General features: G+C 46.0%; 9 protein-coding genes and 1 pseudogene. 1 reads left to right on the forward strand and 9 read right to left on the reverse strand.

Annotated elements, in window-relative coordinates:
* From IQ268_RS12055 to IQ268_RS33245, 9 genes and pseudogenes are all read right to left on the reverse strand, one after another.
* Window positions 1–428, reverse strand: a pseudogene (locus IQ268_RS12055) (hypothetical protein); the annotation flags it as partial.
* 16 nt (window positions 429–444) lie between these two features.
* Entirely contained in the window at window positions 445–1170 is a 726-nt protein-coding gene (locus IQ268_RS12060; RefSeq protein WP_193878847.1) for a hypothetical protein, read from the reverse strand.
* Between the two features lie 2 nt (window positions 1171–1172).
* A complete protein-coding gene (locus IQ268_RS12065; RefSeq protein ID WP_193878849.1) occupies window positions 1173–2291 on the reverse strand; it encodes a hypothetical protein in 1119 nt (372 codons plus the stop codon).
* Window positions 2292–2345: 54 nt separating this feature from the next.
* Window positions 2346–3161, reverse strand: coding sequence for a hypothetical protein (locus IQ268_RS12070; RefSeq protein WP_193878851.1), 816 nt, complete (start codon window positions 3159–3161; stop codon window positions 2346–2348).
* Between the two features lie 13 nt (window positions 3162–3174).
* Window positions 3175–6420: a hypothetical protein gene (locus tag IQ268_RS12075; protein WP_228035294.1), complete on the reverse strand. Its 3246-nt coding sequence runs from the start codon at window positions 6418–6420 to the stop codon at window positions 3175–3177.
* Window positions 6421–6445: 25 nt separating this feature from the next.
* A complete protein-coding gene (locus IQ268_RS12080) occupies window positions 6446–7078 on the reverse strand; it encodes a hypothetical protein (RefSeq protein WP_228035295.1) in 633 nt (210 codons plus the stop codon).
* 33 nt (window positions 7079–7111) lie between these two features.
* Window positions 7112–9058 (reverse strand): hypothetical protein, encoded by a 1947-nt coding sequence (locus tag IQ268_RS12085; protein WP_193878853.1) that lies wholly within the window; start codon window positions 9056–9058, stop codon window positions 7112–7114.
* Window positions 9059–9397: 339 nt separating this feature from the next.
* The gene (locus IQ268_RS12090; RefSeq protein WP_193878855.1) at window positions 9398–10483 is read right to left on the reverse strand and encodes a beta-propeller fold lactonase family protein; all 1086 of its coding nucleotides are present in this window, start codon (window positions 10481–10483) and stop codon (window positions 9398–9400) included.
* A 309-nt stretch (window positions 10484–10792) separates the two neighbouring features.
* Window positions 10793–12466 carry a S8 family serine peptidase gene (locus IQ268_RS33245; protein ID WP_193878857.1) on the reverse strand — a complete coding sequence of 558 codons (1674 nt, stop codon included), beginning with the start codon at window positions 12464–12466 and terminating at the stop codon, window positions 10793–10795.
* A 654-nt stretch (window positions 12467–13120) separates the two neighbouring features.
* On the opposite strand from IQ268_RS33245, the gene IQ268_RS12100 reads away from it, so the two are divergent.
* Complete coding sequence (locus IQ268_RS12100; RefSeq protein WP_193878859.1) at window positions 13121–14251, forward strand: hypothetical protein; 1131 nt, start codon at window positions 13121–13123, stop codon at window positions 14249–14251.
* Window positions 14252–14277 lie beyond the last annotated feature (26 nt).

The raw sequence follows: 14277 nt of genomic DNA on the forward strand, positions 1-14277 counted from the left end.
TCAGCCGTCTCATCAAACGTTGGAGGCGTTGTCGGGGTTGGGGTGGGCGACTGAGTAACTTGTCGGGCTGGTGGGCGGGGTTGAAGGAAGCCAAACCACAAAACAGCTCCGGCTCCCATCACTGTTCCAACCACTGCCACAACGGAACCCAATCGAATGCTGGCACGTTCCGCCAGGGGACGCTCTATTGCACTTTCTTGGTCTTGCTTCAGTCGATATTCTTCTGAAATTAGCTGCGGAGTGGCAGGATTAAAACCCGCTAGCTGCTGTTCCTCCTCTGGAGTCAGGTCATCATCAGCTTCCAAGCCATACTGGACTGATGTTGTAGAAGTTTTGCCATTTCCGTTTGAATGATGAGTCGAGTTGGAAAATGCCTCAGACACCTCATCAAACTCATGGGATTCAAACTGCCGATTCGCATTCGTCATGATCATCCTCGCTGCACTACCGCTGTTGCTGGGGGTTAAACTCGACAATTCGGGTGATTTGCAACCCCGCAGCACGCATTTCGTAGATTTTGCGTTCTACCAGAGGCGCATCGGCTCCAAGGGGCGATCGCGGCACTTCAACCGCTTGCAAGGTAAACGTGCGATTGAAAGGAATTCGCTCATCCTTACCCGTCGTGCGATCGATCAACACCCGCGTCGCCACCAGATCCACTTCCCATTCGCCAGGTCGAATTTCTCTCGGTTCCGACAGGTAGGAAATGATCGTCGTGCTCCGAATCTGCCCCGAGAAAAGCGCCGGAGGAACCAATTCCGCAACCTTGGGCAGAGACGCTTTAGCAAACTCCGATTCCAGCAGCAGAGAAGCAAACCAGGCATTGGTCGGAATCCGTTTGTTATTACCAACTCGAATCCCCTGATCGGGTTCATTCGTGCCAGGAATCTTTTCATCCCAGTTGAAGGTTAGGGTCGTCCAATCACTGACGACTTTCTGGATCACCGATGGATAGCGCCAGTGACGCTCTTGCTCCGAGACATAAATCGTTTCGCCATTCACCAACTGAGCAAAGGTTGTCTTTCTTTCGGCAATACGGTTCACTCGAAAGGCAGTGAATAGCGTTAAGACAAAAATCAGGCTGTTGAAGACAGTCAGGCAGATAAAACACACTGCCAGCAAGTTTTTTGCCTCTGGTAAAAGTGGAGCTTGAAGTCGTTTAATCTGCATAGCTACCCCCGTCGTATCAGCGCAATGCTGGTGACTGTACCGATCGCATTACTAAAAATGTCAATCAGGCTTTTCACATTGGATGAAATGCCGTTGTAAAGCGCAAAGCCCCCACCACCCGCAACCAGAACCGCTAGTCCCGGTGCAAAGATGCTGAGGAAAAAGAGAAATGCTACATCCGATACCAGTTCCGCTCCAGACTTAACCAACACAACGGCGGTTAAGCCGACCACAATGTTGTAACCCAGTTGAATCCCGAAAAGAGTGATAAATCCAGTTAGCCATGCCCAGATGGGGCGACCTTGCAGCGGTAAAAGCGAGAGTCCGATCGCGATCGGTGCAAACAGCGCCGTTAGCAATAGTGCCGCTTCCAGAATATTGACGAATCCCCATTGCAAAGCGTAGAGAATAAACCGGATGATGGGAATTGCAGTGTCTCGGAATACGCTACCAGGGTCAGTTGTTAATCGCACGGCTGTGCTGATTTGACCGGGCAATGATGCATTCCACAACGCCTGACCAAAGGCACGTAACGGCTCCAGGGGCGATCGCGCCTGTCGTTCTGCTTCAGCCACGATCGCTTGTGCCTGCTCTTGCTTTGAGTTCCAGCATTCCACCAGTTCAGTGCCAACCTTACCCTGACATTCGCTGTAAAGACTTTCAAGCTGTTGTTTGGCAATGCCAGTGATCGTCACATTGGAAATGGCATCCCGAAAAGTCAGTTCACCCACCTGAAGTTGCAATACATTTTGCACCTGCGTGTAGGAAAAGCCTCGGATAAACTTGATCGTACCTGCCAGGACATTGCCATTCGCACCCAGAAAAATCATAATCACCAACGGCCAGACGAAGATGGAGGCTAACTCTGACCAGGACTGCTTATCGATAATGTCTTTACCCGTAGTCATCGCAATAAACAGAATGCTGGCAGCTCCCAGCGTAATGCCCAATTGGATCAGCCCAATCCAGAGTCCAGACGCAAGCGGGTCTAGCGTTACTAGCCAGACCGTGTTCCAGGACTCCACCGTGGCACGGGACAATTCCAGCGAACTGGTGATAATGTCCAGGGCATCGGATTCTCCGCCTGTAGTTGGAAAGGATTGAGCAATTAGGGACATCATGAGCGTTAGCCGTCAAATCAAACCGTTAAAGGCATCGCGATTGTTTCGGTGGGGCTATTGATCGGAACCCAGCGTCACTCCACCTGGCATCATCAACAAACCACCTTGCTGACTGGCTGCATTGCCTGCGGAAATATTTTTGCGACGATCGGCAGTGGTAATCGCTGATAGTTCACGGGCAGTTTGAGCCGACAATGTATTGCCGATCGCCCGATCGACCCGTGCTTGCTGTGCCTCTTGCAGCACCCGCTCATTCACCTGACTGTTAAGTGCAGTCTGCTGGGAAAGGTTTTGCATAATCCGTTGAGTCACGTCCAAACCCTGGGATTCCTCACCCAAACGCACACTTTCCTGCGTGTTCTGCTGCGTTGCTTGCCGTACTTGAGCCATCTGGGTTTGTGCTTCCTGACTCAAGGTGGACTGATCCGCTACTCCTGTAGCTGTGGCTCTAGCAGCATATTTGCTCAGATCCTCGCGAATGCCGTAAGAACTGCGCCCAGTAGTCTTATTCTCTAAAGTCTCAGACAGAACCGCACCCGGATCACGGCTGGCTGAACCACCCATAATTTGACTCCAGAGTTGAGATAGATCTGGAACCTGAAACGCACCCAGAGTCGATTGAATTAAATTGTTAACCGGACTCAGTAAATCGTTTTGCACAAAGTTTTGCACATCTCCCAAGAAATCATTGATTTGATTGCCCGTATTCGATACGTAGACATTGCTGCCATTTACCTGATCACGAATTGCTGCCTCAACCGGGTCTCTGCCCGTATCTTGAGTGCGTGCAAATGCAGGACTATTCACAGACCCAACACCTACGACTAGAAACAGCGTCATGAGTCGAATTGTCATCCACTTGAGTCGCATAGTATATACCTCCTTAACGTGCAATAAGTGAGCGTTGATCATGTTCAGCAGGATCACTGGGATAATCCTCCTGTTGGGGCGATCGCCCTGATTGCGCTACTGATAAACCTTGCCCAATATGACTAAACCCTCTGCCCTCTCGCAATGCTGGAATATATTCATCTGCAAACGCTTTCAAACCCAGTAATCTGCCTTTGGGCGTGAGAGAATAGTGTGCCATCACCCGATCGCGAGCTTCCCGTTCATCCTGATTGTTGGCAACGCTGGCAAGCATCAATTCACCTGGATAGAAACGAGTCCTCCAGAACCGACCACCCAGTTCTAGTAACCAGCAAGAGTAGAGATCACTGCTACGAGGCAAAAAAGCTTCTGTGGCATTCTGACTGATGATGTTAGGGGGGTAGCCAAGATACCGTTGAAAAGAGTTAATCCCGCTGCTGGTAATGCGTCCAGTAATTCGGTAATTAATGTTTTGCATGATTTGCGAACCTGCCGAACACTCACAAATGGTGTCTGGATCTTGAGAGAGCAACAGCACTGCGATACCGTCTTTACGCCCCGTTGCACAGGTCTCCCCGACAATCTGAGCAAACCCATCTCTGCGAAGCAACACCGATAACTCATCCCCAATGAACAAGCTGCGGGGATGGGAAAGCGCATTGCGGATACAGGCAGCGTGGGCATTAATTGCCATCAGATAAGCATCCTGCTCATTAGTCAAACCGCTGAGAGCAAAGAACTTGATCGCAGGTTCAGGCGAAAAAGTACTCGGACGGGCGATCGCCTTGCCCAAGCGTGAAGCCAGCAAGGCACTCACCTGGCTCTGAATCTGGTTAAGCGAGTGTCGATCCAAATCCTCAAACGAGCGGAGATTTAATCGTTCACGGGTACAGAATTTGATGAAGTCTGGCAAGGTTGGGATCTGTTGCCACTCGGGCGATCGCCAACCCATTTCAAACGCTCGGTTATAACGGGTGATGATTTCTGGGTCGCGCAGAAAGACATCCAGCGCTCTGATCAGCAACGCATCTACCCGTTGTGCCAGATGAGGATTATGGATCTTTCCCATGGCGATCGCGCTCAATGCACGGCGAATAAAGTCCTTCCAGGACTCCATGCGGCGATCGCGCTCCAACTTATCAAAGCGGCGTAGATCAGGAGGTTCCAGCAGGTTGCTGCTACCACTGGAGATGTCGTAATACGCTCCTTGATCACCTAAGAGTTCGATCGCCGTTTTGAATGTACTATTACCACTGGAAGAAATGTCCATCCCAACCACTGGAATGTTATTTGTCAGAGCTTCCATGGCAAATCGCCAGCCCAATACACTCTTGCCTGAACCTGACGTTCCAGTAATCAGCGCCCGTCCAATCTGATGATGAAATAAGTCAATGTAGATAGGCTTGCCACCGCGTCCGGTTAAAAACTCTACACCGCATCGATCGATATCCTTCGGCATCGTCAGGGGTATAATTCCCGCCACTGTATGTGTATCAAGGGTCAATCGGCGCTCATTCAAGTTGTTGCCATGCAACAGACGCTTACAAGTAATCGGTAATGCCTGGAGCCAGATTTCCCAGGCAATATGACGCTCTCGAATCACCTTCGCCGTTTCAAAACTGTTCGCCAGCAAATTGCAGGCATGGGTCAACTCCTCAGCACTGTTGCGATAGACCAAAAAGACTGGCGCACAGTGTAGCGCTTTCGTACCCTCATAGAGACGGCGCTGTGCCTCAAAGGACTCTTCCTGCTTAATTTCAGCTCCTACATCTCGCCCCTGCCCTTTCGTAACCGCAATGGTGCGAGCTGCCTTGGACTGCTTTGCCTGCCGTGCCAAGTTGTCCTGAATAAAAAAGTCATTGCCACGACTGATCTCAATCCAGGCTTCAGTGTCATGCACGTAGCTCGAAGAGAGAATTTTCCAAACCCATTTCAAATGTTCTCGGGTACTCGTCCAGCCCATAGGTGGATCGGTCATCGTCATCACACCGCAGACCTTACCTCTTCCCGTCAGGTAAATCCGATCGTGATCACCTCGATGCTCCGGGCAAGCAGACCGCCCCTGAGTTCCTTCAATGAGCAAGGTACACAGGTGCTTGTCCGTCGTCACAGTTTCGGTCAGTTCCAGTCCGGTTTCTGTCTCCTTTAAAGTAATGACCTGCGGAATAGGAGGCGCAACGCCCTGATTAAATCGGCTCCAGAGCCACTGCCACAGATCTACTGCGCTACAGGGCGTTACCTCCAGTCCCACTTTAGTATTGAGCAATACTTCCCATTGAATAAACCCCTGCTGAAACCCTTGTAGTAAAAGCTTTTTGAAAAATGCTTCTTGATAAACGCGCTTATTTCCCGTAATCTGCTCGACTACCCAGGAACCCGTTTTTCTTAACCGTTCGATCAGCCCGCCAACCAAATCTTTGTGTTGCGTACCTGCTTCGTCATCACTCGTCCAGGTACAAAAAGCAAGTTGATTCCAGTTCTGCCGCATCCCTCCCTGAGTAAGTTGCTGTACTCGTAATTGCTCATTGCGAGTCAGCACGGAAACAGGTTTTAATTGGCATTCCTCTGCCAGGGTAGACAGTTCTTCTTGTCGCGCTGCATCATCACTTGAACAACCTGTGCAGAAGGTAATCCGTTCCCCGATCGGTAACTCTTTCATCCCTTCTTCAATTGCATGAGCAAACGCATTCACCTCACTGTCGTACAGCACATCGTGCAGTCCAGCCACACGAAATCCAAACACAAGCTGATACTGAGATTTGCCTTTCTCTAGCAACAGTGCCGCCACTTCACGATCATCTTTTTTGATTTCTGCAATACAGCAGATATTAACTTCATTCTGGAATGGCATAAACGTACTTTTGCCTCCATACTGATTGGGCACTTGCACTGGTTTCAGTCGAATGTTGATCCGTGCATCACCATAACGTTTGCGAATCCAGATTGGTCTATGTTCTGGGATAGGCGAAACATAGATGTTGTTGCCGTTACACCACTCGGTTCCCGGTGGATTACGCCAGCGATCGAGAAATTGATGGGGTTGATTTCCAGTCAGAATCCACCAACTCGCAATCAACCAGAATGATGCTCCAAAGAACCAGCCAAGACCCAGGCTGAAGAAACCATTTGTGATGACATAACAAAGAATAACAATGGCAACCCAGGGACCGAGTTGATCTGCTGGAATGGGACCAATACTCGCTTGCTTGCCTAAAATTCGATTGACTTTGATGAATTCTCGATTGAAATCTCGTTCCATAATGCTTGCAATTCACGTTACCAGATCAACCACCAGCCGTTCCTGTACCATTCCCCACGAAGATAAACGTGACCACATCAATCGCAATCACGATCGCAAATGCCAGTCCTACCTGGGTTACGATCGGTCGCCAGTCGTTTCCTTGCTGCGCCTGGTTGTAAGCAAAAAGTGACGCAGCCGCAACCAGCAACAAAAATACCCCCCGAATTAAGTTGAAAATTAGCCCGATCACATTGGCATCCAGCGTGGCAGTACCGCCACCTGCCTGTGAACTTTGCTGAGCCAGATTGACGAAAAATTGTTCTAATCCGCTGAGAAAGATAGCCTGGGCAGGTGCCGCGAAGGTGTTGAGCAGCGCCGTGATCGCAATAATGAGTGAGGCAATATGCCAGAAACGAATTCTGGCACCCAGGTATTTTTCCAAAATGGGTACTGTCTTAATCAAATGCCAGAGGCTGAGGAATACCACACTGGCACAACCCAAAATAGTTATGAGCAACGGCTCTTTAATCAACAAATAGATAACAACAGCAACACAAAGCCCAATGAACAATAAATCAGATTTGGTAAGGTTGAAATGCCCCAATTGTTGAGTAGAGCGACGATGTAGTTGAGTTAAGTGAGACTTAGTAACGGGAGTTTTAATGTTTTGCATCATCGGTTCTCCATCAATGGTGATCCAGCTTGTTAATTAAACTTGCAATTCTTCTCGATTCGGTTTGGCAGACGCTTTACCAGAGCGTCGATTCAGATGCTTTTCATCCGTCTGTTCAGATATCTGCTCATTGATGGCTGACTCCATCTCTCGTATGGGAATACTGCAATGCAGGATGTCTGGCGATTGACCGGGCACCAACATGGCATCAAAAACCTGTTCATCCTTGTGGTTCGGGTCAAACCCTTGTAGCAACTGAGTCCCATTCGGTAACGTCACAACCTCAAACTCATACTTGGCTTTGCCCTGATCTGTCCAGGTAAATACAGGTTCAGCCTCCCCATTGAATCGCTCCGATAAGCGTTCCTGGAAGGTGGCAATCAATGCCTGGGCACTGGCTTTGGTGGCGTATTCCTGCTTGGACTGAGGAAGTTTAGCAATGGTAGCTTTTTCATCAGAACTGAGGTGATCTGCTGCGATCGCCCACTGCCCATCGGTGCGGTTGCCTGCAAAAAGGGTATTGCCCTGGTTGTTGTTAAGGGTGATCGCTACCTGATTCCCTTGCTCGTCCATCCGCAGAGTTTTGTTACTGGAAATCGCAATTCCTTCTTGATCAGCAGCATCCGAAAGTTCCTTAGCAACTCGGGCAAAGCCCACTAAAGATTCTGCACAAGAAACTTGTTGAGGATCAGCTCGTCGCGCCATCAATTGTTCCAGCACTTTGGACTCTGCGATCGCTTGTGCGGGTACCGCAGCCCGACTTTCTTCTGTATCCACCTCCGGCTCAACCATTGAAGAATTGGTTTGTTCTGCAATTTGCTTCTCTAAACGACTCACCGCCACTTCTAAACGATCAAGCCGTTTGGATAGCCCTTTCAGATATGCCTCAATCTGGTCAAGCTGTTCGCTAATGCTGGCTTCCCGATCAATCTCCAGGGGTTGCGCTTTGTAAGTGGGGTCTAGTTTTACACCCAGCGTGTCTACCTTATTCCCCACCGTTGCAGCCGCATCTGCTAAAGGATTGTCCCCCACAACTGGTTCTGGTTCCACTGATGGCGCTACCGTTGAGCGCCCGGTTGTTGCCTCTTGCAAACGGCTGGTCAGGTTATCAACCTGCTCATTCTGCCGCTGGAGTTCTCGGACAATTCGTTCGATCCGTTCTTCGTCATCCTGAGCTGCCAGGTTCTCTAACACGCCCTGCCCAACCACAATGCCCAGAGCTGCCAGTTGCCCTGCCAGCCCCGCCACATTGACCCCATTTGTCTCGCGTCCATTCACAGCTGCCGAGGCACTCAGACGAGATGCCTCCTCTATCGGGTCTCGGTAGCGGAAGTCCCGACCATTAGATTTACTAGCTTTGCCTTGAGTCTGCTCCTTAGATTGAGCCTTGCTCTGAGCTTTCGATGATTTAGCTTGATTTTTAGCTGTCGGAACTGGAGCAAGCTCTTCATCCCCCAGATTCTCTAGATCCTCATCAAGGTCTCCGTCCAGCAGGGCATTCAGTGCCTCGTCTGGCTCTTCATCCAAGTCATCGTCCAGATCAAGGGCATCATCCAGGTCGGTATCCAGATCACCGAATTCTGCTTCTTCAAACCCAAACATCTCAGCAATATTGGAGGGCGTAAAGTAGTTTTCATCCTTATCCGTAACGCCTTCCAGGTTCTTGATCAAATACTTACCGCTAGTTCTTTGGCTGGGGTCGCTGGTGAGATAGAAACGGTAGCCCCGAATTTCATCATCACTGCCACCACCTTCACAAAGTTCAACGGTAATGGGAGCCTTGCCCGATCGCTCACTAAATGACTCGACAGAAGCCTTGAAGTCCGCATGAGACTCAATTCCTCCTTCCTGGAGCGCCTTAGTGATGGCTTTATCCAGGGTGTTTTCAAGATGGCGGAGTTTGCGGCGATCGGTCAGGTTTTGCCAAGATCGCTTCTGGGTACCCTGGCGCTGCTTGGGTCGGGTGGGTGTTTTGGTAGCCATAGGCAGCCATGGAACACAAGTTAAGGTTGCTGTAGATGTCACCCTAACAAGGCGATCGCTCAGGCTACCTATGCCCAATGGCGATTTGTCTAATATCCAATTGGCTAGTTCATAACAATCTTAGAATTGTCTCCTTTCGGCTTGTTTGACTCACAAGTAACTTGGTAATCTAAAGATCCCATATCCTCAATGCATCACGCTTAAGCAATGAAGTTGAAAAATACCAACAAAGGTGCTAATCCAGCAAAAGATACCAATGTTCTTATTACTTGGAATGGGGAAGCGCCACCTGTCTGGTCAATCCAGAACATTAACTAGTACCCGCTACTAGACAAAACCTCACATAAACTTAGTTACCATATTGCGGTTCCAATCTTCTGAAATACCTTTAAGTCCTCGTGGAAGAAGGGCTGTTAATCTGTTGTTATCCGGATCTGTCATCCAAAGGTTAAGCGTTGTCATCCTTGATTCTAATCCTGGAAATACAGTTCCATTATTAGGAAATACTCCAAGCCACTTACCATCGTGTATATCAAAAACTGCAAATGCCTTTTCAACTCCGCTTGTAAAAACTACCACACCAACAACTGAATCAATTTCCACTCCAAATGGGTGTTTGATAGGGGAATCGAATTTAGTAGTACAACCAGTTTTAAGATCTAATATGACGATTGTGTGGCTACGCCAATTGGTAACATAGGCAATATTCTCAGAGGAGATTGCCACACCTGTTGTATCTCCTTCCCCCCACTCAGGATAGGAGTCGTTGAGTTTAGGTATCCCAACTTCAACTGTTTGAATAACTTCCATCCTGTCGGTATCAACTAAAGATAATGACGACGAGCCTAAATTTGTTACAACTAATAGCTTCCCGTCGTGAGTTAATTTCCCAAACGCTGGAGCATCACCAACTTGCAAAGTTTCAACTACTTCATGTGCTGAAGCATCTATCACACTAACAGTATTACTTCGCATGTTCATGACATAACCTTTCTGTCCTTTTCGATCAACTGTAACCCCGTTTGGACCAGCTCCAACTACAATCTCCTTAACCACCTCACCAATATTCATATCAATTAGGCTAACTGTAGAATTTTCTCTTGGGCTAGCTGTAGCAGTGTTTTGAAATCTGGAGTTTGTTACATAAGCGAACTGTCCAGATGGAAGAACCTTAGCTTGCCAGGGTCGGCTACCTGCTTGCAGTTCAACAGTATGAATAATTGACAGCTTCGCTAAACTCAAAATTGATACATTATCACTTTCCTCATTAGGAATTAGTAAATAGCGGTGATCTGGAGTGAAAGCAGGTAATCCTGGTCTTCGCCCATTTGGCATTAATGAAATAGCAATAAACATCGGGCTGTGAACATCTGCATTGTCAATTCTATAACCAGGTACGTTTACTTTAGTTAGGATTGAGTCCATATCATTCTCTCAACTTGAAAAGTTTGGTTCTATCGCCTGAACTATACGTGTCGGAACGGACTGTAACGAATTTTTAGGTCTTTGGGCATTTCAAATCGCTTAATAATGTTCACGGAGAGCATCAGCATACGGAAAACGATAGAGCAAAAATTTTTGAGTTAGATTTTCTTAAACTTGCATTCCGATAGCTAGTTCTATGGAAAATTCCCGGGAATCAGTTGCTCTCTTAAGAATAACCTTAGTAATGTTGATAAATACTAAGCTAAATTTGTAAGCCTTAGTGTAAAATACACAAGCTGTCATGTCTCTTTAGGGAGAACTTCGTCGTTTCTGAGCCTCAGCTACTGCTCGAGCCGCATTCACCTTACCAAACCCAAACCAGTCACAGCGTTCTGCACTATCGTACTGACCACGGTTTGTATTGAAGATAATGTCTGGATCAGAATCAACAATTTTATCAGCTGTTAATTGTAGAATCTCTTTAACTTCAACAGCTGTTAATTCAGGATTTACAGACAAGACTAAGGCAGCAACACCAGCTACTAATGGAGTAGCACTAGAGGTTCCACCAAAGTAACCTGTATAGCGACTGTTAGGGGCAAACCCAATACCAAACCTTTCATTATCTGTTGTCCAAATGGTTCGACCAGGAACAAACTTTTGTGGATCAAGGGGATGAGAGTTATCGCTTGGTGCACAGATGTTGACTTCAGGTCCCCAGTTACTATAAGCAGCATGCTTATTGAGACTAGTAGAAGCAGCAACAGTGATTACATCAGGATGGGCAGCGAATCCGTTTAGAATGGGACCTGTTGTTGTTTGTTGTATACCTAAACCAGGATTTAACCAAATAAAGCCGCCACTATTTAGTGGATCATTAATTGGTGCATTGAAATTACCAGCAGCAACACAAATTACACATCCTTTACCGTGAGGACCTCCAGAATTCGCCAAATAAGCAAGTTTGTCAGAGACAGCTTTTGAAAGTGGTGCAAATGCAGGAGGAGGTCCCCAACTACATGAAATAACATTAGCTTGCTTACCAACTTCTTCAAAAATTTCAATTAACAGATTATCATCCAACTGCAAAGGGCACCTTACAGGCATAAAAGCACAACCATGTGCTATCCCTACAACTCCACGCCCGTTACTCTCTGCAATTGCTACCCCAGCGCAAGGTGTACCATGATAGTTTCCTAATTGAGAATCTGGAAATGGGCTTGCGTCTCCATCTATGTAATCTTTTGGAAAGACTATTTTATTCTCTCCTTTGAAATCGGGATGCCCAAGATCAAACCCGTCATCCAGGACTGCCACAATAACACTACGTTCGCCACGTGTTATGTCCCAGGCTGTTGGAGCCATGACTGAAGCTTCTGAAATCAATTGCGGTCCTGAATGTGCATCTAAATGCCATTGCTGACGAAAAAGAGGATCCGGGGGAATAAACATAGTCTGGAAGCGGTTGACTATATTCGGCTCAGCAGAGATGACCTCTTCTTCTTCCATCAATCGATTTGCAATCTTAATTGGATTCTCACCACTATTTGTAGTTACTTGAACTAAATACGCATTATTCTCGTATTCTCTAACTAACTTTAAACTATATTTATTGAAAAGTGAATTGATTACAGCAAGTTCTGCTCCTGCTTCAAAGCGCACAATAATCTTGTTAGTAAGATAGAATACTGTACCTTCTGCACCTTCAAGAAGGTAAGCATGGTGAGCAACAGCTCTAAATGCTTCAGAGCGCAATGCAGACATAGCAGAATCTCGCTCAGTCATGCTAGTTTCAACTTTATAAACTTGATTAGTAATGGGACTAATACCCTTTATCCCTGGAGCGCTCTTTATTTTATCCAATTGCTCAGAGTTAGAAGGCATAACCGTAAAACGATCAAGGGATTTTTCTAAATTAATTTTTTGACCGTTTCTCCACATATAGTTTCCATACGATTCAAAGTTAGAGGACGGTACAACCATATTACTTTCCTCAAGTATTTAGCTTATGAACATAAATTTAATAAGCAGTTTTTTGAAACCTGTAACTCCGATCCAGAGTTTCCTCCTGCACCTATCCGAGAATTAAACAAAATCTCTATGCAAATACAAAAAGCCAGAATATAGATTCCACTATAGGGTTATAGCCAACAAAAAATTGTTTAAAATTCCTTCATATATTTAAGTTTTAACTGTTGATATTTACTATCTTCGATCTACCTTAAAAGTTATGTAATTAAATATAGGACTTACGCATTGACAGAAAAACAAGGTGTGAATCGACCTCGCCTGGTATCAGAGACTACAATTCAGGACTGACTCAATAGCAAATTTGCCTCCATATTTCTATTTGGCTGTGTCTCTTAGAATCGCTCAAACGTTGCAACTACATTCATGCATACTTTGAGTCATTTGGATAGTGCGTAAGTCCTAAAATAATCTAGTTTTTCAAAAAATGTAAAAACTTTACCTATAATTCAAAGTAATAAAAACCATCTTGAAGTTTTAATAACTTTACTATTAATTCTTTTAATAATCAATACATTTTATTAAAATCACTTGAATTACTAATCCTAGCAGTAGTACTAAGTTAGGAGCTTGGATGGAGCAAATTAAATTCTGGGGTTTGCTTTTCTTATGAAAGTTTTCTGGACAATTGCTAAATTCTTTTCTTTAGTGCTGGTTTTTTGCATTGCTCTTTCAAGTAATGCATGTGCCGATAATGGTTTATCGATTGGTTTTGATGAAAAAACTGATAGACCTAACGCTTTCATTGCATGGCGTAACACCCAAAGAATTCTTGAAGTTGAACTCGAAGTAAAGAACTATAGCGACGAACAAGCTACAGGCTATCTTGAAGTTTCCATTCTTAATGAAGAAGGACAAGTCCTATTAAGTAATTCAAAACCACAAGATACACCCCAAACAGTCACACTTCCACCACGCGCAAAAGGTGGTGCAGAAGGCAGAATTGTGCAAATGAAAGGCACTTTTGCCATGAATTCGCTTATTGATGAACTAGATAGAGCGAATTCTCCTTATTCATTAAGAGCCAAGGTTACTCCTGTTGACGAAACTTCAGGAGCAAGCGTCATTGCTGTAAAGAGTTTTAACGTCAACTCTAAAATAAAACCTGACGCAGTACACTTCCATGACTATACGTTTAGAAACAATACTGAGAAACCATTGAATGTGGTTTGGAAGCTCTCCTCGTCGGATCTACCTGATGGATGGATTATGTATACAGAGCACAAGGAGGAACAGGAAAACCAAATTATGCCTGGTGAGACAATAAATGGATATATAACTATTAAAACTCCAGGAACTCTTAAAGAGGGACAACATATTGATACGAGAGTCACTGCAGTTGATAAAGAGACGCAACAACCTCTGTTTCAAGATGAATGGTTTACAGTTTATGACACAACACCTCCTGAAACGACTGGACTAGGATATTCAGTTGATCCCGAAACTGGCATAATTGAGGTTACCTTTGCTGCTAGTGATACAGTATCCATGCTTAAAGAAGCTAGTGGAGTCCGAGTTGAGTATTCTACTGATAACGGGTTGACATACTCTGACAAAACTATGTTCTACCTTGCGGGCAACTTCGTTGGACCAACCAAATTTAAGGCTAATTTAGGTCCATTTGCGCCTGGTACCAATCTAAAAGTGAACGCCATAGCAGAAGATATAGCAGGCAACAGTGTGAAGCGGATAATTGAGCCAATTCAGATTGTTGCAGTTTCAGATCCTAGTTTTACTTGACAACCCTCCATTGCTCAGTTACGGAT

The sequence above is a fragment of the Oculatella sp. LEGE 06141 genome (assembly GCF_015207605.1).
Lineage (GTDB): Bacteria > Cyanobacteriota > Cyanobacteriia > Elainellales > Elainellaceae > Oculatella.

Bases quoted from the DNA above. Each gene is read 5' to 3' on its own strand.
- IQ268_RS12060 (WP_193878847.1), bottom strand. From the start codon at position 1,170: ATGCAGATTAAACGACTTCAAGCTCCACTTTTACCAGAGGCAAAAAAC.
- IQ268_RS12065 (WP_193878849.1), bottom strand. From the start codon at position 2,291: ATGATGTCCCTAATTGCTCAATCCTTTCCAACTACAGGCGGAGAATCC.
- IQ268_RS12070 (WP_193878851.1), bottom strand. From the start codon at position 3,161: ATGCGACTCAAGTGGATGACAATTCGACTCATGACGCTGTTTCTAGTC.
- IQ268_RS12075 (WP_228035294.1), bottom strand. From the start codon at position 6,420: ATGGAACGAGATTTCAATCGAGAATTCATCAAAGTCAATCGAATTTTA.
- IQ268_RS12080 (WP_228035295.1), bottom strand. From the start codon at position 7,078: ATGATGCAAAACATTAAAACTCCCGTTACTAAGTCTCACTTAACTCAA.
- IQ268_RS12085 (WP_193878853.1), bottom strand. From the start codon at position 9,058: ATGGCTACCAAAACACCCACCCGACCCAAGCAGCGCCAGGGTACCCAG.
- IQ268_RS12090 (WP_193878855.1), bottom strand. From the start codon at position 10,483: ATGGACTCAATCCTAACTAAAGTAAACGTACCTGGTTATAGAATTGAC.
- IQ268_RS33245 (WP_193878857.1), bottom strand. From the start codon at position 12,466: ATGGTTGTACCGTCCTCTAACTTTGAATCGTATGGAAACTATATGTGG.
- IQ268_RS12100 (WP_193878859.1), top strand. From the start codon at position 13,121: ATGAAAGTTTTCTGGACAATTGCTAAATTCTTTTCTTTAGTGCTGGTT.